Source organism: Luteibacter yeojuensis, assembly GCF_000964085.1.
In the GTDB taxonomy this organism is placed as follows: Bacteria; Pseudomonadota; Gammaproteobacteria; order Xanthomonadales; family Rhodanobacteraceae; genus Luteibacter; species Luteibacter yeojuensis_A.
In genome coordinates, this window is the sequence record NZ_JZRB01000004.1 from 150,859 (window position 1) to 171,247 (window position 20,389).

The 20,389-nt window shown below is 69.5% G+C and carries 22 protein-coding genes; 9 read left to right on the forward strand and 13 right to left on the reverse strand.

Annotated elements, in window-relative coordinates; genetic code table 11:
* Positions 1-4 precede the first annotated feature (4 nt).
* The 13 genes from VI08_RS03385 to VI08_RS03445 are packed head-to-tail and all read right to left on the reverse strand — an operon-like array spanning position 5 to position 12,479.
* The gene (locus VI08_RS03385; protein ID WP_045828115.1) at positions 5-1,510 is read right to left on the reverse strand and encodes a B12-binding domain-containing radical SAM protein; all 1,506 of its coding nucleotides are present in this window, start codon (positions 1,508-1,510) and stop codon (positions 5-7) included.
* Between the two features lie 10 nt (positions 1,511-1,520).
* Complete coding sequence (locus tag VI08_RS03390; RefSeq protein WP_045828116.1) at positions 1,521-2,222, reverse strand: class I SAM-dependent methyltransferase; 702 nt, start codon at positions 2,220-2,222, stop codon at positions 1,521-1,523.
* Positions 2,222-3,412, reverse strand: coding sequence for an amidohydrolase family protein (locus tag VI08_RS03395; protein ID WP_045828117.1), 1,191 nt, complete (start codon positions 3,410-3,412; stop codon positions 2,222-2,224). The genes VI08_RS03390 and VI08_RS03395 overlap by 1 nt, the downstream gene beginning before the upstream one ends.
* Complete coding sequence (locus tag VI08_RS03400) at positions 3,409-4,239, reverse strand: class I SAM-dependent methyltransferase (protein WP_232309452.1); 831 nt, start codon at positions 4,237-4,239, stop codon at positions 3,409-3,411. Before VI08_RS03400 ends, VI08_RS03395 begins: the two co-directional genes overlap by 4 nt.
* Positions 4,205-5,104, reverse strand: a complete 900-nt coding sequence (locus tag VI08_RS03405; protein WP_157006290.1) for a hypothetical protein — start codon at positions 5,102-5,104, stop codon at positions 4,205-4,207. The genes VI08_RS03400 and VI08_RS03405 overlap by 35 nt, the downstream gene beginning before the upstream one ends.
* Before the next feature lie 13 nt (positions 5,105-5,117).
* Positions 5,118-6,251, reverse strand: coding sequence for a hypothetical protein (locus VI08_RS03410; protein ID WP_045828119.1), 1,134 nt, complete (start codon positions 6,249-6,251; stop codon positions 5,118-5,120).
* Positions 6,248-7,171, reverse strand: a complete 924-nt coding sequence (locus VI08_RS03415) for a glycosyltransferase (RefSeq protein WP_045828120.1) — start codon at positions 7,169-7,171, stop codon at positions 6,248-6,250. Before VI08_RS03415 ends, VI08_RS03410 begins: the two co-directional genes overlap by 4 nt.
* Entirely contained in the window at positions 7,168-8,424 is a 1,257-nt protein-coding gene (locus tag VI08_RS03420) for an O-antigen translocase (protein ID WP_045828121.1), read from the reverse strand. Before VI08_RS03420 ends, VI08_RS03415 begins: the two co-directional genes overlap by 4 nt.
* A complete protein-coding gene (locus tag VI08_RS03425) occupies positions 8,421-9,545 on the reverse strand; it encodes a DegT/DnrJ/EryC1/StrS family aminotransferase (RefSeq protein WP_084621220.1) in 1,125 nt (374 codons plus the stop codon). Before VI08_RS03425 ends, VI08_RS03420 begins: the two co-directional genes overlap by 4 nt.
* Positions 9,533-10,465: a GNAT family N-acetyltransferase gene (locus VI08_RS03430; RefSeq protein WP_045828123.1), complete on the reverse strand. Its 933-nt coding sequence runs from the start codon at positions 10,463-10,465 to the stop codon at positions 9,533-9,535. Before VI08_RS03430 ends, VI08_RS03425 begins: the two co-directional genes overlap by 13 nt.
* Positions 10,452-11,381 carry a hypothetical protein gene (locus VI08_RS03435; protein WP_045828124.1) on the reverse strand — a complete coding sequence of 310 codons (930 nt, stop codon included), beginning with the start codon at positions 11,379-11,381 and terminating at the stop codon, positions 10,452-10,454. The genes VI08_RS03430 and VI08_RS03435 overlap by 14 nt, the downstream gene beginning before the upstream one ends.
* 10 nt (positions 11,382-11,391) lie before the next feature.
* Positions 11,392-12,057 (reverse strand): acetyltransferase, encoded by a 666-nt coding sequence (locus tag VI08_RS03440; protein ID WP_045828125.1) that lies wholly within the window; start codon positions 12,055-12,057, stop codon positions 11,392-11,394.
* Positions 12,042-12,479: a sugar 3,4-ketoisomerase gene (locus VI08_RS03445; protein WP_045828160.1), complete on the reverse strand. Its 438-nt coding sequence runs from the start codon at positions 12,477-12,479 to the stop codon at positions 12,042-12,044. The genes VI08_RS03440 and VI08_RS03445 overlap by 16 nt, the downstream gene beginning before the upstream one ends.
* 130 nt (positions 12,480-12,609) lie before the next feature.
* On the opposite strand from VI08_RS03445, the gene VI08_RS03450 reads away from it, so the two are divergent.
* The 9 genes from VI08_RS03450 to VI08_RS22465 all read left to right on the forward strand — a co-directional run bounded on the left by VI08_RS03450 (position 12,610) and on the right by VI08_RS22465 (position 20,255).
* The gene (locus VI08_RS03450) at positions 12,610-13,152 is read left to right on the forward strand and encodes a cytochrome b (protein WP_052697668.1); all 543 of its coding nucleotides are present in this window, start codon (positions 12,610-12,612) and stop codon (positions 13,150-13,152) included.
* A gap of 17 nt (positions 13,153-13,169) precedes the next feature.
* Positions 13,170-14,501, forward strand: coding sequence for a hypothetical protein (locus VI08_RS03455; protein ID WP_045828126.1), 1,332 nt, complete (start codon positions 13,170-13,172; stop codon positions 14,499-14,501).
* 73 nt (positions 14,502-14,574) lie between these two features.
* Entirely contained in the window at positions 14,575-14,922 is a 348-nt protein-coding gene (locus VI08_RS03460; RefSeq protein WP_052697669.1) for a c-type cytochrome, read from the forward strand.
* Between the two features lie 30 nt (positions 14,923-14,952).
* Entirely contained in the window at positions 14,953-15,714 is a 762-nt protein-coding gene (locus tag VI08_RS03465; RefSeq protein ID WP_157006293.1) for a hypothetical protein, read from the forward strand.
* Positions 15,715-15,780: 66 nt separating this feature from the next.
* Entirely contained in the window at positions 15,781-16,362 is a 582-nt protein-coding gene (locus VI08_RS03470; protein WP_045828128.1) for an RNA polymerase sigma factor, read from the forward strand.
* The gene (locus VI08_RS03475) at positions 16,359-17,012 is read left to right on the forward strand and encodes a hypothetical protein (RefSeq protein WP_045828129.1); all 654 of its coding nucleotides are present in this window, start codon (positions 16,359-16,361) and stop codon (positions 17,010-17,012) included. Before VI08_RS03470 ends, VI08_RS03475 begins: the two co-directional genes overlap by 4 nt.
* Positions 17,009-18,313: a S8 family serine peptidase gene (locus VI08_RS03480; protein WP_045828130.1), complete on the forward strand. Its 1,305-nt coding sequence runs from the start codon at positions 17,009-17,011 to the stop codon at positions 18,311-18,313. The genes VI08_RS03475 and VI08_RS03480 overlap by 4 nt, the downstream gene beginning before the upstream one ends.
* Before the next feature lie 20 nt (positions 18,314-18,333).
* A complete protein-coding gene (gene dusB / locus VI08_RS03485; protein ID WP_045828131.1) occupies positions 18,334-19,320 on the forward strand; it encodes a tRNA dihydrouridine synthase DusB in 987 nt (328 codons plus the stop codon).
* Positions 19,321-19,550: 230 nt separating this feature from the next.
* Positions 19,551-20,255, forward strand: a complete 705-nt coding sequence (locus VI08_RS22465; RefSeq protein ID WP_045828132.1) for a carboxymuconolactone decarboxylase family protein — start codon at positions 19,551-19,553, stop codon at positions 20,253-20,255.
* Positions 20,256-20,389: the final 134 nt, after the last annotated feature.

Consider the following 20,389-nt stretch of genomic DNA (forward strand, 5'->3'; position numbering starts at 1 on the left):
GCGGCTAGATGCCGGCGACCTGCGGCAGGCGAAGCTTCACCAGCCGGTTGGCCAGGTTCAGTTCCCACGGCTTGTCGTAGCGGCGGCGCTGGTAACGCCACGCGGCCAGCGCACTCAGCCCGCGCTTGGCCCAGGGTGGCGAGCGCATGTCCTGCACGGTGGGGAAGCGGCAGCGCAGCACGGTGACGAAATCCTGGATGTGCCGGCGCAGGTCGTCCGTGAGCCACGGGGCGTCGGCGTGGCAGGCGTAGTCCACCCAGCGCTTCTCGGTCCATTCCTCGGGCGAGGAGGGGAACACCACGGGCTCGCCGTGCATGTCAAGCAGTGGTGTCGACGCGCGCTTGCCGCGATCCTTCTCGTGCTTGCTGCTTTCCCGCAGCGGCGTGTAGATGTACACGATGATCTCGGACGCCGGGTTGATGCGCTTCAGTTCACGGATGAACTCGAACGTGTGCTCGGTTTCTTCCACGGTGTTCTCCGGCGGCGCCACCATGAACGAGAGCTCCGGGATCACGCCGTGGCGGCGGCACAACTCGGCCACCTCCAGCGTCTGGTCGGGGCGCGTGCCCTTGCGGATCTCCTTCAGCATCGCCCCGCTGGGCGATTCGGCGCCGATGTAGGCCATGCGCAGCTTGCTCTTGCGCACCCGCTTCCACGTGCTCTCCGACATGTTCAGCAGCGCATCGCTGCGGGCATAGCACCACCACGGCAGTTCGTGCTTCGCCATCACATCGAGGAGCGGGATCATGTCTTCTTCGCGGTCGAAGAAGTTGTGGTCGAAATACTGGATGGAATCCGCGCCCAGCGTGTGTTTCAGGTACGACAGGTCGCGGTCGAGGCGCGCGGCGGCGGGCAACTGCGTGGTGCCGCCGAACATCGCCGCCACGCCGCAGAACGTGCAGCGGAAGCGGCAGCCGATGGCGGCCTGGTGCGCGGCGGTGCGGCGGCCGAGAAAGGTACGTGCGAGGTAACGCCGCGGATCGCCCAGCTTGTCATAGGGCAGGACGATGCCCGGGTCGTCGAGGTGGAACTTCCGGTTCGGGTTGTGCACCACATTGCCATCGGCATCCTTCCACGACATGCCCGCGATGCGCGACACGTCGCGCCCCGGGCGCGCCAGCGCCGCGATGAGGTCGGGCATGGTTTCCTCGCCCTGCCCGCGCACGGCGTAATCCACGTAGGGCGCGGACAACGCCGTATCGGTATACAGCGTGGGGAAGTACCCGCCCCAGATGATGGGCAACCGGGGAAAATGCTCGCGCACGGCCTTCGACACCGCGATGGAAGGCGCCATCTGCGGGCCACCCATGACGCTGATGCCCACGGCATCCACGTTGTTTTCGACGATGGCACGCAAGGTGGCGTCGACGATGTCGCGGTCGATATTGCCGTCGACGATGGTGCTGCCGCCGAAGCGGTCGAGCGTCACCGAGAGGTTGAGCAACGCGAGCGGAAAGCGCGCGCTTTGCCGGGAGGTGATCGTCGGGTTGACCAGCAGGGTATGGGGCATGGGGAAGTCGTCAGGCAGCGAGGCGGCGCAGGCGCAGCACCAGGGCCACGGGCACGTCGAGGGCCACGGGGTCGAAACGGGCGCCCGGCGGGATATCCGCGGGATCGAGCAGGGGTTCGGCCACGGCATCGATGGCGAGGCCGGCACGGGCGCACGCGGCATGCCAATGGCTGTAGTAGTAGGTGGCGTGGCGCACGGCATAGCGCTGGCCGTCGGCACGGAAATCGCGACGCCAGCCGAGGGCTGCGCCCACGGGATGGAAGTCGCTGGCCACCAGGGTCGCGCCCGGCCGCGTGACGCGGGCGAACTCGCGCAGCACGGCGTCGAGGTCGTCGACATGGCCCACGGCCAGGCCGGACAGCAACACGTCGACGCTGGCCGACGGCACCGGCAAGGCCGCCAGGTCGCCCTGCGCCAGTGCCATGCGCGCATCGGCCGGCGCGTCGTCGAACAGTGCCGTGGCGCGCGACAGCATGGGCGCGGAAAGATCGACGCCCACCAGCGTCGTCGCGCCGCGCGCCATCGCGTGGCGCAGGTATCGACCACTGCCGCAGCCGGCATCCAGCACGCGCAGCCCGTCGAGCCGCGGAGGCATCAACGCCAGCATCGCGCGCTCTTCCGCATGCATGAGGGGGTTGTGGGCGTGCGCAGGGTACGAGGCCGCCCACAGCGCATAGGCCGGCGCCGGATCGAGGACCGGTGTCGCGTCCATCAGTGCACCCTCCGCGCGAGTTCGAAGCCGGGTTCCAGCGCCATCAGCGCGGGCTCGGCCAGCCTTGCGTCCACGAGCTTGGGCCGGCCATCGAGCGTGACGGCCACGGTCGGTACGCCCACGGCGGCGAACCAGTAGCCCAGGTCCGGGTCCGCGATGCAGGGCTTGCCACCACGCACGACGGCACGAAGATCCGCGCGGCGGACACCCTCAAGCGCAGCCGACGCCGACTTCGCCCGGTCGGCCACCACGATGAAATCCGCGCCCTTGCCGGCGTCCAGCGTCCCATGCCCATCCAGCCGCAGGATGCGCGCGGCCGCTTCGGTCACAAGCGAAAGCGCACTCGGCGCAGGGAGCTCGTCGCGTTCGCGCACGCCGCACAGCTCGTCGAGCAGGTCGCGCGCGCCCGACAACCGCGAATCACTCCCCAGCGCAAGCCTGCCCGCCGCCGCCAGGCGGCGCGGATCCAGCGTGGTGCCCAGCAGGTTGCGATTGCTGGCCGGGCACCACACGACGGCGGCGCCGCGTTCGATGACACGCGCCATGTGTTCCTCGCCAAGCCCCACGCCGTGCACGAGCACGCTGTTGGCGGCGAGGCAGCCGAGCTGGTCGAGCGCATCCAGCTCGGCGCGCGCCACGGCATCGCTGCCTTCCGCGAGATGGATGACCCAGGGACGGTCAGCGGGCGTCGCATCGAAACTCTCGCGCACCGGGGGGCCGTACGAGCCATGGCCCAGCGCATAGCTCCACCCTGCCCCGCGCAGCAGCGCCACGGGGAAGTCCGGCGCATCCAGTGCCGCATGCCACGGATCGTGGTGCGCGACACAGGTGGTGCCCGCCAGCAGGTTCTTCAGCGCGCCGTGGCGCAGGCGAACCTCCTTGGGCACGGCCAGCGCGGCTTTCACGTCGGCGTGCTCGAAATGCGCCTGGAACGCGTCGATCCACGCATAGCTGTTGGGGAATACCGCGCCACCCGGCAGCGGCGGCACGCAGTTCTGCTGCAGGTGGTCGTGCGCGTTGATAAGCCCGGGCAGCGTGGCATGGTCGCGCAGGTCCACGTCCACGGCGCCCCGTGGCGCCCGCGCCGCGAACCGCGTGCCGGCCACTGCCGGGGCAAGGCGCGAAACGCCCCCTGCCGTGACGGCGATGGCGCCGCGCAGGACGGCGCCCGTGGCGCGTGGGGTGCTCAACGGCGGTGCATCACGATGAGGAAATGATCGCCCATGTCGCGCAGCAGGGGCGCGCCGCCGAAGCGATCGTCCAGGCGGCCCAGGCGCTCGTAGAACGCGGGCCGGCGGCGGACGCGGTCCACCATGTACGGCGGCGGCATGAACAGGCTCAGCGCGCGGTAGCGGCTTAGCGTGAAGTGCTCGGCGAACGCCGCGTAGAACTCACGCGGGAAGTAGTAATAGGTCCAGATCGTGTGCTTGTTCATGCCCACGGGCGTGACGCCGCGGTTGCCGCGCACCAGCGCCCGGCGGAAGCGCCCGCGCATGGCGTAGTGGCCCACTTCCCACGGGCACACGCGGCCGATCACCGAGAACACCAGCGAGCCGCCGGGGCGGACCAGGCGCGCGCACTGCGCCGCCACCGCCTTCATGTCGGGTGCGCAGTTCAACGGCCCGAAGTTGGAATAGATGCCGTCGTAGGTGCCATCGAGGCGGTCGAGCTCCTGCACGCCGACATGCACGGCCTCCATGCGCGACGACACGCCCGCCGCTTCCGCGCGCTCGCGTGCCCGCTCCACCATCCGTGGAGACCAGTCGCTGGCCGTGACGTGGAAGCGGCTGCGGGCGAACTCCACGGCGTCGATGCCCGTGCCGCAGCCCAGGTCGAGCAACCGCGAGCCGGCCGGGAGCTCGTCGCGCACCGTGGCCCACAGGGTGAGCCGCATGCGCTGGATAAGTTCATTGTTACCGCGCGGGCCGTCGTAGTCGGCGGCGACGCTGTCGAAGGCTTCCTGCGTTTCGCGCAGGCGTAGCTCAAGCGGCGTCGGCGTTGCCAGGTCGTGCCTCATGTCCATCGTGTTCTCCGCCGTGCCGGTTACCTGCCCAGTGAGTGCCACTGGCGGGCGCGCGGGTTGAACGGTGGCGCACATCGGCCGCGATGGCCGCCAGCGCGCCCAGGAACAGGCCGCCCAGCACGCCCAGGCCGGCCACCAGCGGCACGATAGGCTTCACCGGGTCATCCGAGACGTGCACCGGCCACGGCATGGAGGTCTCGTAGGTGTAGTTCTGCGCCAGCCGTGCGCGGATCTCGTTGCGGGCCTGCTGCAGGTCGCGAATGCCCTGGTCGGTGCCGGCCAGTGAGACGCTCGCCAGCGCCCCGTCGGCATGGCCGCCCGCCAGTTGGGCGCGCAGGCGGTCGCGGTCCGCGGTGGCCGCCGCGAGGTCGCCCTCGATCTCGGCCAGCCGCGCGCGGGCCGCAGCCAGCGGCTGCGCGCCGATCACGTCGTGGATGGCGCGCAGGTGGGCCACCGTGGCCAGCGCCAGCTGGCGTGCGTCCCCAGGCGAATACGCCCGCACGGTGATGTGCAGCAGGTTCGCGTACGGCTGCGGGTCCATCGTGAAGCTGCCGCGGTAAAGCCGGGCCGCCGGCGCGTCCCACGGGATGCCGATGCCGGCGAGCACGTCGTTCTTGAACGCATCGGTCTTCATGCGCTCGATGACCCGCAACAAGGGTTCCACCTTCGGGTCCTGGCCCACGGGCGCGGCGCCCACCTGGCCGATCTGCACCCAGGCATCCACCTCCCACTGCCGGTTCGCGGTGGCTAGGTAGGCGCCCACCGCGGTGGCCACCAGGGCGAACATGCCAAGGAACCACCAGCGCTGGCGGTGCAGCAGGCGCCACATGTCGATGAGATAGACCTCGTCGTGTTGCATAGGGGTGTCGTCGTCAATGGGTGGGGGAAAGATGCAGCCGGCGGCCCGGCAGCCACGCAGCCACTACCTGCAGCACCAGGCACAGGCCGATGAAGCCGAAGTTCATCCAGATGAAGGCCTGCGGCGCGAACGGCGCCATGACGCACACGTAGGCCATGCGCAGGAAGATCAGCAACGCGAACAGCGAGCGCGATGCGGCCACGCGGCGCACGCTCCAGCGCATCAGCGCGTACAACGTGGCGATCGCCGCCAGGGCACCCAGCGGCCCCCACGCGAGCAGGAATGGCAGGAACTCCGTGCCCACGTTCACGTTCGAGGCATCGAGCGGGATGGTGGTGCCCGCCGTGGCGATGGAACCGCGCAGCGGCACCAGCTGGTTCATCAGGAAATCGGCGTTGCGGTAGCCCTTCGCCATGAGCGAGGCGAAGTTGTATGGCCCCGCGCTGACATACAGCAGCAGCCACTGGATGCCGGCGGGCATGGCCTTGTAGAACGCGCCGAACGGCAGCGCCACCGTGGCCACCGAGCCGGAGCGCAGCATGCCAAGCAGCGCGAACGCCGTTGCGCCGAGCAACCCCAGGCCGGTCACGGCCTTCCACGGCAATGGGCGTGCGGGGTCGCGCCGGAACATCATGACCAGCGCCAGCGCCACCACGGCCGCGAAGATACGGTTGCGGTCCACGACGAGGACGGGGAACAGCAGGCCCGCAGCCACCAGCGCGATGCGCAACGGGCGGCGGCGGGTGCAGAGCATGCCCAGCACCGGCAGCGTCCAGCACAGGTCGGCGAAGCGGCGGATGTGTTCGTGGCCGCCTTCCATGGTCGCGTACGACGAGGGATCGTGGATCAGCGCGACGGGGAACAGGGCGAGATCGAGGAAGCAGAACACCAGCACGCCGCCGGCGAACGCCAGGCCAAGGAAGCCATCGCGTGCTTGGGCGTACTCGCAGCCACGCAACGTCTGCCACGGGGGCAGCCGGTCGTGGCCGACGAAATCCGCCACGACCAGCCCCAGCGCACCGAGCACCAGGAGCAGCAGCCCCGGGCCATAGCCCTCGGGCAGGTCGAAGATGCACGCCGTGAGTGCGCAGGCGGCCAGCAACGGCCACGCGATATACGTCGACGGCATGCGCAGCAAGGCCCTCATGCCTGCTCCGGGTGTGGGTGCGGTGCCGCCGGTCGTAACGCCGCGAAGGCGCGCAGCAGCGCGAAACAGGCCATGCGGCACGCCACGGTGCCCGGCCTGCCCTGCAGGAAGGCGATCTTGGCGCCGATGTAATGCACCTGCGCGCGCAACAGCGTGCGGCACGGCTCGTCGAACAGCGGCATGCGGCGGATCGCCACCTCGCGCGATTCCTCGAGGTTCACGATGCGCGTGGCGCGGTGGCGGGTCTTGCTGAGGTTGCTGCCATGCAGGCGATAGGCGCACACGGGCACGTCGATGAAACCCAGCGCATCCGACGCGGCAAGGCGCAGGAACAAATCCCAGTCGTCGATGCGCAGGCCCTCGGTCCAGCGTGCCACGGTCTCCAGCGCGCTACGCCGGAGCAACGCCACGGGGCCGCCCACGGCCCACCGCGTGATCACGGCGCGGCGGATGCCCTGGTCGGTGGCGTAGAGCCGCTTGTCGGCGTGGTGCAGGTCGGCCATGCCGCTGCCGTGCAGCCGCCGCCCGTCGCGGTCCACGACCACCGAATCGCCGATCACCGCACCCTTGCGCGGGTGGCTGGCCAGGTAGCGCACCTGCGCCTCCAGGCCACCGGGCAACAGGTAATCGTCACTCGCGCCCAGGCGGAAGAATTCCCCGCGCGCCCGCGCGGCCAGCTCGTTCAACGTGGCGGCGATACCCTTGTTCGCGCGGTGGGTGAATTCGATGGCCACCTCGTGGCCGTGCCGGTCGATCCATGCCTGGATCCGCTCGCTGGTCTTGTCGGTGGAGCCATCGTCGATGATCACCACTTCCTTGGCCGGGTACGGATCCTCCAGCACGCTGTCGAGGCAGCGCTCCACGAAGGCTTCGTGGTTATAAGCCGGGATGAGGATGGACACGAGCGGCAGGCTGCTCATGCGGGCAGCCGCCCAAGGTAGCGGCGGACCACGACGAGGTTGAACGCGAGGTAGCCGAGGTAGTTCACGGCGAACGCCACCATCGCGCCGGGCAGGCCGAAGCGCGCCGTGCACAGGTACACAAGGCCAAGGTAGGTGGCGGCGAAGACGCACTCGGCGACCACGAACAGCCTGGTCATGGCCTTGGCCAGCATGAGGTACGAGAGGATGAACGCGGCGATCTTCACCACGTCGCCCACCAGCTGCGGGGCGTAGAGATCGTTGGCCGGCGCGAAATCCGTGCTGAACAACAACCACGTGACCCAGCCGCGCGCCGCGTAGATGGCCAGCGCGCTCACGGCCACGGCGGGCAACAGCACGCGCGCCGCGCCCTGCAGTTCCGCCGCCAGCGCCGCCCTGTCGCGCGTCGAGGCCAGTTTCGGCAGGTAGTAGATGTTGATGGCCGTGGTGAAGAACAACAGGTAGGCGTCGGACACCCGCGCCACCGCCTGCCAGTAACCCACCTGCTCCCAGCCAAAGGCACCTGCCAGGTGGTCGCGCACGGCGATGTTCACCAGCGGCGGTAGCAGGGCCGAGGACAGGCTCATAAGCGAAAACGCCGCGAGGCGGCGCGTCATCTCGGCATCGAAACGCACGCGCAGCATGCCGCGCTGGAAGTACGGGCTGCGCCACCACGCGGGCAAGCCCACCAGCAGCCAGAACAACTGGCCCAGCACCACGGCCAGCAACGCACCGTACAACGCGAACCAGCGGGCCAGGCACAGCGCCAGGCACACGCTGAGCACCGAGCCCATGACCTGGATCAGGGCCAGCCGCCGCACATCCATGAAACCGTTGATCACCGCCAGCACATAGTTCACCAGCGCGATGCCGAGCTGGGCCACGGCGAGCACGCGGATAAGGCTTGCGTAGGCCGGGTCGCCCAGTAGCCATGCCGCCAGCGGCGTGGCGAACAGCAGCGCGCCGCAGGCCATGCTGCACGACGCGGCCATGGCATAGCCGAGCGCAGAAGCGAGCAGGCGCGACAGGCGTTCCGGGTCGTCGCGGTACTCGGCGACATACTTGACGATGCCGGCGCTGATGCCGCCGCCGGCCAGCACGGCCAGCAACGACATGAGGCTCATGAACTGGCCCAGCCGGCCCACGCCGGCAGGCCCGGCCAGCCACGCCACGAGCTTCACCAGCACCAGCGCGGCACCCAGCCGCGCCGCGGTGCCGATAGCCGACCAGGCGCCCGCACGCAGGATGTTCATGCGGCCTCCGCGAACGCACTGCACATGGCGATGACATGGGCCACCTGCGCATCAGTCAACGTGGGGCTCATGGGCAGGCTCAACACCTCGCGATGCAGTTGTTCCGTCACCGGCAGCGACAGGCCATGCAGCTCCGGGTACGCATCCTGGTGGTGCGGTGGCACGGGGTAGTGCACCTGGGTCTGTACCCCAGCTGCCCGCAGGTGGCGCTGCAAGGCGTCGCGCCAGCCGCAGCGGACGACGAAGAGATGCCATGCGTGGGCGTCCTCGTGCGCCACCGACGGAAGGATCATGCCGGGTTGCCTGATTCCTGCGCGGTAACGCGCGGCGATCGCCCGCCGCCGCGCGGTATCGTCATCGAGGTAGCGCAGCTTCACGCGCAGCATCGCGGCCTGGATCTCGTCGAGCCGCGAATTGATGCCGCGCATGGGGTGGTCGTATTTCACCTCGGAGCCATAGTTGCGCAGCGCGGCCACGTAGGCGGCCAGTTGGTCGTCGTCGGTGGTCACCGCGCCACCGTCACCCAGCGCACCCAGGTTCTTGGCCGGGAAGAAACTGAAGGCGGCGGCGTGGCCGAACGCACCGGCACGCACGCCGCCCCATGCGGCACCGTGCGCCTGCGCGGCGTCCTCCAGCACCAGCAGGCCATGGCGCCCCGCGATATCGGCAAGCGCGCCCATGTCGGCCAGTTGGCCGTACAGGTGAACCGGCATGATCACGCGCGTGCGCGGCGTGATCGCCGCTTCCACCCGCGCGGGGTCGAGCGTGAAGGTGGCCGGGTCCGGCTCGACCGGCACGGGCCGCAGGCCCGTCTCGCTGATGGCGAGGAAGCTGGCGATGAAGGTGTTCGCGGGCACGATCACTTCATCGCCCTCCGCCAGCTCGCCCATCTCACGCCAGGCGCGCAGCACCAGCGACAGCGCATCGAGGCCATTGCCCGTGCCCACCGCGTGCCGCGTGCCGCAATACGCGGCGAATTCGCGTTCGAAGGCGGCGAGCTCGTCACCCAGGATGTACCAGCCCGCATCGATGACGCGCGCCACCGCCGCCTTCAGCTCATCGGCGTGGCGGGCGTTGATGTCGCGCAGGCTGAGGAACGGCACGTCCATCACAGCACCCATTCGTAGCGGTCGTGGACCACGGCGTGCGCGCCGAAGGATTCCTTCTGCGCCACCAGGCCGGCATTGAGCAGCCGCCCCTCGTCCTCGGTGGAGATGCCGAAGCTGAAGCGTTGGCGGGCCGCATAGACATCCGCCACCAACTCGCCCAGCAGCAGGCTCAACGCGCCGCAGGCCCTGCCCGCCGCCGAGGCGGCGAGGTATTGCGTATGCACGACCCGGCCGAAGTCGTACACGACCGCGCCGGCCAGCAGCTCGCCGCCGCGGAACGCTTCGTGCAGCACGATCTGCGCGGGGAAGCGCGAACGCAGCAGCTGCAGCTCAGCGCACGTGTGGGTCGGCGTCGCGTCGTGCCGCCGCAGTACCTCGGCCAGCAGCGCGTGGAACGGTGCCATGTCGCCCCCGGTGCGCGTCGTGACGCCGGCGGCCCGGGCCTTCGCCACCGCGCGGCGGCGCATCCCGCTCATCGGCGGCTTTTCGACCGGCGCCAGCACGGACGAAAGGTCGCGCCGTACCAGCGTGGCGCCCACGCAGTGCAGGGCGTAGAGGTCTTCCTCGGCCGCCGCCGCGTGGAATACGTGCGGCACGGGCTTGTAGACGATGCGCCCCACGCCGGCGCCACGGTAGTGGGCACCAATGCGCTCGAAGGCCTCGAGCGTGCGCCCCGCACGCAAGGCCCGCGAGGCCACTAGGCCGCCGTAGGTGAGGCCGGCGTGGCTGCTGACGGTATCGCCCGCGCGGTTCGCCGGCAGTACCGCGACGGCCTCGCCATCGTCTTCGATGAGCAGCGAGGCGTCGGTGAAACGGTCGGCGTGGTAATCCATGTACGCGCGCCGGTGCAGGAACGTGCCGTTGCGCGACGCGGCCACCACCGCATCCCAGCGCGCCTCGTCGGCGGCCACATAGGGCCTAACCGTGAGCATGCACGGCCTCCGCCAGGCCGAAGCCATCCACGCCCATGTCGTTACCGTTGTAGAACATCAGCGTGCGGGCACCGTGGCGCAGCAACGCGGGGTAGCAGATGGTGCGCGAATCCCAGCCCTGCGCCGACAACCGCAGGCCGAACAGTTCGTCGCGGCGCTGCCAGTGGATGCCGTCGTCGCTCGTGGCGCAGCCCGGGAAATAGCCACCCTTTGTGTCGCCCCGTGTGAAGTACATCGTGTAGCCCCCGGCCTCGCGGTAAACGCGCGGGCGGCCAATGCGGTATTCGTCGCCTTGCGGCAGCAGGCACACCTGGTCACGCAGGGGCGGGCCATACAGGTCGGCCTTCTCCATGTAGCGGATGTGGTAACGCGGGAAGGGCTGGCCACCGATGCGCTCCCAGCCGTCGCCGGCCGCGTACCACAGGCGCCAGGTGCCATCCTCGTACGCCGCCGAGTGGATGGCGGCGATGCTGCTGCGGCCGGGGGCACGGTCGAGCACGGGTGTTTCGGCCGCGCGCCGGAAGGTGTCGCCACCATCGGTCGACAGCGCCAGCCCCGAGAAGGCCAGGAACTTGGCGCGGGCCACGCGCTGGAACCCGACGTAGAACAGGTGCAGGCCACCCGGCCCGTCGACGATATCGCCCAGGATCATGCCGTTGTCGTCGAAGCAACCGCCACGGCCGATGTCCAGCACCGGTGCCTGGCCCACGCCGAGCACCTCGCCGGGCGCATCGCCGCGCAGGTCGACATAGCCGATGCGGCCGACGCCCTCGTTATCGCGGAAGCTCGCGTACACGCGGATACTGCCGTCGTCGCGCCGCCACGGCGTGGGGGTCAGCGCCGAGTGGCGCATCCAGCCGCCCACGCCCTGGCGCTGGGTATCGAAGACGAGGCCGTGCTTGGTCCAGGCTGTCATGCGCACGCCCTCACAGCGGCACATCCCACGCGCGCTTGCCGGGCAACGCTTTCGCCGGCGAGCCCACGTAGACGAGGCCCGGTTCCGTATCGCGCACCACCAGGGCGCCCGAGCCGATGACGTTATCGGCGGCGACGCGCACCTTGTCGTTGAACGTGGCGTTGACGCCGATGAAGCTGCTCTCGCCGATCTCGCAGTAGCCCGACACCACCGCGTGCGACGCCATGAAGACGTTATCGCGCACCACCGTGCGGTGGCCGATGTGGTTGCCGCTCCACAGCACGCAGTTATTGCCGATGCTGGCGAACGGCTGGATCACGTTGTTCTCGAAGATGAAGCTGTTCTCGCCCACCGTGGCGTTGCGCCATACGAAGGCGCGCGAACTGATGTAGCTGGCGAAACCATAGCCACGGCCCTTCAGGTCGCGATAGAAGCGCGTGCGCAGGCGGTTGAGGCCGCTGGCGGGGATCGCGACGAAGACATCCACCGCGCCGGGCGGGTACAGCGCCTCGATATCCTCGTAGGCGACCACGGGTGTGCCCTCGATGGCTTCCTCATCACGCCACGCGCGCTCCACGGCGAACGCCACGACGTCGCGGCCGGCGTCGTGGGTGAAGTATTCGTGGGCGATGCGCGCGAACTCGCCCGCGCCGACGAGGACTAGCGGCCGGGCCATGCGCCCGCCACGCCGGCGTAGGCCGCGCCACTGGCTTCGCGGACGAACTGGTCGTAGTCCGCGATGTAATCACTGGCGTCGTAGGGCTGGCTTGCCAGCACCATCACCACGCAGTCGTCGCTGAAATGGTGCAGCTCACGCCACACCATGGGGCCGATGAGCACGCCATGCGATGGGCTATCCAGGGTCACCTCGGCGGGGCCCGTGCCATCGTCGAGCATGAACGTGACCGAGCCGCGCACGGCCACCGCCATCTGGGTCAGCGTGCGGTGCGCATGCTGTCCGCGGCGGGCATCCTCGTGGGTGCCATAGATGTAGTACACGCGGCGGATATCGAACGGCACGTCGCGCATCCCTTCGAGGGCGACGAGCATGCCGCGGCTATCGCCGTGCGTGGGGAAAGGTATGCGTTGGATATCCATGGCGAATCCCGGCGTGCCGCGGTGGTCTTCGAATGAGTGCGGGCGCCGCGGGGAAAGGTTGCCGCCCCTGCCGCGCAACCTTTCGCGTGGGTGGCGGGCACTCATGCCCAACCCCTGGGGATACAACCGCATGGCCTGGACCCACCACGACGACCGCCCGGCACCCTGGCCGCGCCCCCTGCGGGTGCTGCACTGGCTCACCGTGCTTTGCGTCACCGCCGCGGCCGCCATCATCCTGTTGCGTGATGAAGTCTCCGGCCGCGCGTTGCGCACGTGGCTGCTCGAAGGCCACCGCCATGCCGGCCTCATCGTGCTGGTGCTTTTCGTGGTGCGGGTCATCGTCCGCGCCCGCGCCGCGAAGCTGCCCGCCATCCCCATGCCGCCCGTGATGCGGCTGGCCGCCGGCGCCACCCACGTGGCCCTCTACCTGCTGCTGCTCGCCATGCCCCTGCTCGGCTGGGCCATGTGCAGCGCGGGCGACCAGGACGTGCATTTCTTCGGCCTCACCCTGCCCCGCCTCGTGGCGCCCGACGACGACCTGGCCGACCGGCTGCAGGCCCTGCACGTGGATGCCGCGTGGGTGCTGCTGGCCCTCGTATGCCTGCACATCGGCGCCGCCCTGTTCCATCACTTCGGCCGTCGCGACGGCCTGCTACGCCGTATGTGGCCATGACCAAGGAGCTTCGATCCATGCCACCGTTTTCTTTCCGACGCCACGCTGGTTGGTGGGCCGCGGTCGCGCTGCTGCTCTCGCTGGTGAGCCTGGATGCGCAGGCCATCCCCGCGTACGCCCGCCAGACCGGCTCCGCCTGCGCCGATTGCCACGCGGGCGCCTACGGCCCGGGCCTCACGCCCTACGGCATGCGCTTCAAACTCAACGGCTACACCGATACCGATGGCCAGGGCACGAAGATCCCCGTCGCCGTGCAGCTGACCGAGACCCATACGGCGCCCGCGACGGCCCCGAGCAGCACCAGCCTCACCGAGGGCGACCTCTATCTCGCCGGTCGCCTGACCGAGAACGTGGGCGGCTACATCAAGGTCGAAGCCGACCACACCGGCCACAACACCTACAACACGCGCCTCGGCAATCTCGACCTGCGCTTCGTGGCGAAAGAGCTGAAGCTCGGCGGCAAGGACCTCACCCTTGGCGTCAGCGTCAACAACGCCCCGGGCTTCCAGGACCCGATCGCCGCCTTGCCGAATGCCTCGTTCATCGCGCCGGGCGGCGTCACCGGCACGCTGCTGAACCTGGGCAGCCCCAACTCACCGACCAACCGCGTCATCGGTGCGACGGTGTACGCGCTGTACGACAAGGTCTGGTATGCCGAGGCCGGCACCTATCGCTCGCTGGCGGCAGGCACGCAGGATGAGCTCGGCTACAACCGCAACGGCGACCCCGGCAAGCTCAGCGATACCGGCTATTTCCGCTTCGCGTACATGAAGGACATGCGCCGCCAGTTCTTCTCCGCCGGCCTGGTGGGGCTCACCACGAAGCGCCGCCTGCCACACGCCGCGGCACGCGACGATATCGACGACCTCGGCTACGACCTCACCTACCAGTACCTGGGCAACCGCGAGCACATCATCCAGGCCAGCTACGTGAACATCTACGAGCGGCGCGATTACGGCCAGCGCCTGCCGAGCCCGGTGCTGCCCGGCACGCTGGAACCCAAGCGGGGTTCCGCGCGCGACCAGACCGCGTCGCTGTCGTACACGTTCCGGCAGAGCTACGGCGTGCAGCTATCGCACCTGAAGAGCACGGGCAGCAGCAGCGATGCGCGCTACCCGCCCTTCGGCAACCCCGATGCCACCAGCAACCTCTACACCATCTTCTGGACCCCGTTCGGCCGCGACGATAGCTGGATCACCAAGGGCAACCTGAAGCTCGCGGCCACGTGGTTCCGCTTCACCCGCTTCAACGGCCGCGGCTCGAACGTCTTTGGCGCGCCGCCGGGCGTGAAGGGCGTCGACCCCGGTGACTTCAACGCCTTCTCGATTTCCGCGAGCCTCGCTTTCTAGCCACACAAGGAACCACCGCGTGAAGCTCCCCTTCCCCACCCACCTGCCCGCGCGCCTGCTGGCCGCGGGCTTCATCACGGGCAGCCTGCTGGCATCGTTGCCCGCGGCCGCCGGCGATGCGAAGGCAGGCCAGGATGTGTTCAAGTCCGAATGCGCCGAATGCCACGCCGTCGCCGAAGGCCGCAACAAGAAGGGCCCCAGCCTGTTCGGCATCGTGGGCCGCAAATCGGGCAGCGTGGCCGGCTATGAGTACTCCGATGCGCTGAAGAACATCGGCTGGACCTGGACACCCGAACAGTTGCACACGTACCTATCGCAGCCGGCGAAGAAGGCCAACCCCGGCACCAAGATGAAATACGATGGCCTCGACAACGCGAAGGACCTCGACGATCTGCTGTCGTACCTCGCCACGTTGCACTGAGGAAGGGCACGTTAGTCGCAAGAAGATGTGATGTCAGGAAACCGGACCGAGGGCAGGCCAGGCGGTATCCCGGCCCGCCGTGGTGCATGGGCACCGCGGCGGCGCGCCACCGTGGCCGCGGGCTTCGCGCTGCTTGCGTCGCTGGAGGCCCACGCCGGCGACTGGGGCGGCACCATCGCCGCCAGCTCGCAACTGGTGGACCGCGGCGTGGCCATCACGCCGCCGGTGCCGGTGGTGCAAGGGGCGGTGAACTGGGTCTCGCGCAACGGCTGGTCCATCGGCGCATCGGCCAGTTACCAGGTCCGCGACCCGGGCCGCGTGGCCGAGGCCATCGCGCAGGTGGCGCGGTCGTGGTCGCTATCCGACGACTGGCAGGCCCAGGCCAGCTTGATGGATTACCACTACCCCGGGGGAAGCGCGGGGCTACGCAGCTACAACCGCATCGAGCTCGGTGGCAGCCTGGTCTGGCGCGATGTGCTCACCATCGGCGCGTCGGCCATCCGGCTCAATCGCTGGGGCGGTGGCTTGCGCGGCGCGGCCGACGTGGGTGCCCGCTGGCCGCTCGGCTGGCACCTGGCCGCCACGGGTGGCGTCGGCATCGCCCAGTACCTGGCACCCCTGCGCCAGTACTATCCCAGCCGCCCCGACCGCTATACGTACGGCCACGGCGGCCTGGTCTGGCAGAATGGCCCCTGGCGGGTGGAGCTGATCCACGTCTTCACGAACCGCGAGCGCAACCGGGGCGAACAGCGGGTATCGCCGTGGACGGCCACCGTGGCCCGCACCTTCTGAGCCATGGCAACCATCGGGCCCCGGGGCCGCACTCACGTTCCAGGCACCCCAACGCAACCCGACCCCATGCCACAGCCCGATACCGACGCCAACGACCGCCTGCTGCTGCAGCGCATGTCCGCGGGCGACCGTGCCGCCCTTTCCGTGATGTACCGCGCCTACCACGGCCGCCTGGCCCGGTTCCTGTCGCGGCTCACCCGCCGCGCGGACATCATCGAGGAAGTCATCAACGACTGTTTCTGGATCGTCTGGCAAAAGGCCGCCACGTTCCAGGGCGAATCCCGCGTCTCCACTTGGATCATGGGCATCGCCTACCGCTGCGGCCTGAAGTCCCTGCGCCAGCACGGCAGCGAGCCGGTGGATGAGGACAGCGTGCCGGAAGATCGCCTGCCCTCGCACGACCCGGGCGATGACCGCGAGCTGCGCGACTGGCTCGGCCGCGGCATGGACCGGCTCTCGGCCGACCAGCGGCTGGTGGTGGAACTCGTCTACGGTATCGGCCACTCGCTCGACGATGTGGCCGCGATCATGCAATGCCCCGTCGGCACGGTGAAGGCGCGCCTGTTCCATGCGCGCGTGAAGCTGCGCAACGTACTACCGGGCCTGGCCGGCGAAGACGCGCCGGCGCCCAAGGAGAAACTGCCATGACCCGCCCCACCCCAGCCGGCAGGGACTGTGCCCGCGCCTGGGAAGCGATGCCCTGGGTGATCCAGGCCACCGCCAGCCACGACCAGCAAGCCTGGCTCGAAACCCACCTCGCCACCTGCGATGACTGCCGCATGGCGTTCGAGCAGCAGCGCCAGCTCGCCCGCGCGGTACGGCTGCCGCACGACGTGCCGCTCGACCCGGAACAGGGCCTGCAGCGCCTGTTCGCGCGCCTCGACGTGGATGACCCGCAGAAGGCCGAGCCCGCGCCGCGCCAAGCAAGCAACGGCTGGCTGCTGCGCTCACTCGCCGCGGCCGTGGTGCTGCAGGCCGTTGGCCTCGGCGCCCTGGGCCTGAAACTGTGGTCGTCACCCGATGCGCCCACGGCGCCCGCCAGCTATCGCACGCTTAGCAACGACGCCCCGGCGGCAGCGCACGGCGCCATCCACGTCGTGCCCGACAAGACGCTGGACATGCAGGCGTGGAACGCGGTGCTGCAGGCCCAGCACCTGCGCGTGGTCGATGGCCCCAATGGCGTCGGCGCGTACACCGTGGTGGCTGCCGATGCCTCGGTGACGCCCAAGCAGGCCGCGGAGCGGCTCCGTGGCACCAGGGGCATCCGTTTCGCGGAGCCGGTCGCCGGGGCGCCATGAAGCAAGCGTTGCTCCTGCTGGGGTTGCTTGGCACCGCCGCGCTGGCGGGCTGCACCGGCACGCGGCCGTCGAACGCCGCGCTGACGACGCCCACGCCCGCCGCGGCGGCGGAACCGGCCGGCGTCGCCGTCGCCATGGACAGCTCGCGCGACATCGTGCTGGCCGTGGCCAACCCGCTGGAACCCGCCGCCACCCACGCGGGCTCCAGCCTGCTTGGCTACGCCCCCGCGCCGAACTACGGCGCCGGCCAGCGCGCCCGCTCGCTGCTCGCCGACCTGCGCCACCAGTACGGCTGGAACGAAGTGGGTGGTTGGCCCATCCGCGCGCTGGGCGTGTATTGCATCGTGCTGCGGCCGCCGGCGGGCATCGACCGCGATACGCTCGTCGCGGCGCTGTCGAGGGACCAGCGCGTGGAGCTGGCGCAGCCGCTGCAGGAATACGCGGTGTATTCGAGCCAGGACGAAGAACGCTACAACGACCCGTACACCGACCTGCAACGTGGCTTCGTCGAAACCCACGCGGCCGAGGCGCATACGGTGACGCAGGGCGATGGCGTGCAGGTGGCCGTCGTCGACACCGGCGTCGACACCTCGCATCCGGACCTGAAAGGCCACCTCGGCGATGTACGCGACGAGGTCACGGGCAACGACAAGGCCTTCGCCACCGATAGCCACGGCACCGAAGTGGCCGGCATCATCGCGGCCGTCGGCAACAACCACCAGGGCATGGTGGGCATGGCGCCGAAGGCGCGCGTCAGCGTGTACAAGGCCTGCTGGTACAGCGACCCGCAGCGCGGCGCGCGCTGCAATTCGTTCACGCTGGCCAAGGCCCTGGCGGCGGTCAACGACACCGATGCGCGCATCGTGAACCTCAGCCTGGGCGGCCCCGCCGACCCGCTGCTCGGCAAGCTGCTCGCGCAGCTGGTGTCGCAGGGCCGCATCATCATCGCCGCGCTGCCACCCGACGGCAGCCCGCGCGGCTTCCCGGATAGCGCGCCCGGCGTCATCGTCGTGCGCAGCAGCGCCAGCGGGGCCGCCCCACCGGGCGTCGTCAGCGCCCCGGGCACCGACATCCTCACCACCCAGCCCGGTGGCGGCTACGACTTCACCTCGGGCTCGTCGATGGCCACGGCGCATGTCAGCGGCATCGTGGCTTTGCTGCTGTCGATCGCCCCGGGCCTCGATGCCCGCACCGTCCACGACATCTTGCTGCGCACCAGCGCCCCGACCAACGGCCTCGTCCAGGTCGACGCGGCCAAGGCCATCGACGCCATCCCGAAGAAAGCCCTGGCCAAGCGTTAACGGGGTAAAATGGCCCCATCATGCGCATCGGCCCCTACGCCATCGCGCCCGCCGTGGTCCTCGCGCCCATGGCCGGCGTCACCGACAAGCCGTTCCGGCTCCTGTGCAAGCGCATGGGGGCCGGTCTCGCCGTGTCCGAGATGACCACGGCCGACCCGCGCCTGTGGAACACCCGCAAGTCACTTCGCCGCATGGACCACGACGGCGAACCCGAGCCGGTGAGCGTGCAGATCGCGGGCTACGACCCGGGCATGCTGGCCGAGGCCGCGCGCTACAACGCCGACAACGGCGCCCAGATCGTCGATATCAACATGGGCTGCCCCGCCAAGAAGGTGTGCAACGTGTGGGCCGGCTCGGCGCTGCTGCAGGATGAACCGCTGGTGGGCCGCATCCTCGAGGCCGTGGTCAAGGCCGTCGATATCCCGGTCACCCTGAAGATCCGCACCGGCTGGGACCGCGACCACCGCAACGCGCTGACCATCGCCCGCATCGCCCAGGACGCCGGCATCGCCGCCCTGGCCGTGCACGGCCGTACGCGCGCCGACAAATACGAAGGCGAGGCGGAGTACGCCACCATCGCGGCGGTGAAGGCCAGCGTCTCGATCCCCGTGCTCGCCAACGGCGACATCACGACGCCTGACAAAGCCCGCGAAGTTCTCGCTGCCACGGGCGCCGATGCCGTCATGGTGGGCCGCGGGGCGCAGGGCCGGCCGTGGATCTTCCGTGAGATCGCCCACCACCTCGCCACCGGCGGTTACCTCGCCGAACCCACGCCCGCCGAGGTGCGCGACATCCTCACCGGCCACCTCGAGCATCTCTACGCCTTCTACGGCGAAGTGATGGGCGTGCGCATCGCGCGCAAGCATCTCGGCTGGTACGCGAAGGATCGCGCGGAAAACGCCGCGTTCCGCCACGTGGCGAACAAGGCCGAAGACGCCACGACCCAGCTGCGCCTCACGCGCGAGTACTTCGACGCCCTGGCGGCCGGCGTCTCCCTCGCCGCCTAAACCCTCTGTTTCATTGCTTCCTGCTTCCTGCTTCCTGCTTCCTGCTTTTTGTGTGGGAGCGCGCTTGCGCGCGATGGGTGCTTGCGGCAGACCCCATCGCGCGCAAGCGCGCTCCTACAGGAAAAGCCGCGATTACCGCGCTAATCCGCATAGGTCTATGAACAGGCTGCATGAATCGCGGACGGTTGCCGGTGCTAGCCTTTTGGCATCCCGTTCCAAGGATCCTTCCCATGACTACGCCCCACGCCCCCAGCGCCGATGACATCCGCGCGGTTTCGCCCGCGCTCGCGCGTTACACCAGTGAAAACCTTACCGCTGATGTATGGGCGCGGCCCGGGCTCGCCGTGCGCGATCGCTGTCTCGTCACTGTGGCGGCCCTCATCGCGCGCTCGCAGACGATGATCCAGCGCCACTGCATCGAGAATGCGCTCGACCACGGCGTCACTCCCGCCGAGCTCTCCGAAATCGTGACGCACCTGGCCTTCTACACCGGCTGGGGAAGTGCCATGGCCGCCGTCGCGCCCTTAAAGGCGGTGTTCGAGGAGCGTGGCGTGGGCAACGCGGCGCTGCCACCCGCTTCGCCTGCCCTGCTCCCCCTCGACGAGGCAGCCGAAGCCAGGCGCGCCGCCGCGGTGGAAGCGAACCTCGGCGAGGTCGCACCCGGTGTCGTGAAATACACCACCGAGCTGCTCTTCAACGACCTGTGGTTGCGGCCAGGCCTCGTGCCGCGCGACCGCAGCCTCACCACCATCAGCGCGCTGGCCGCCACGGGCCAGGTGGCGCAGATCACGTTCCACCTCAACCGCGCGATGGATAACGGGCTCTCGAAGGAAGAAGCCTCCGAGGTGTTCACGCACCTTGCGTTCTACGTGGGCTGGCCAGCCGTGATGTCGGCGCTGCCCGTGGTGAAAGAGGTGTTCGCGGCGCGCGGCTGACCATGATCATGTGGGAGCGCGCTTGCGCGCGATGGGGGTTGCGGCAAGACCCATCGCGCGCAAGCGCGCTCCCACAGAAGGCCTCATAAATGGCCGTTCGGGCGAAAAGATGTCGCGCACAAGTGCGCTCCTAC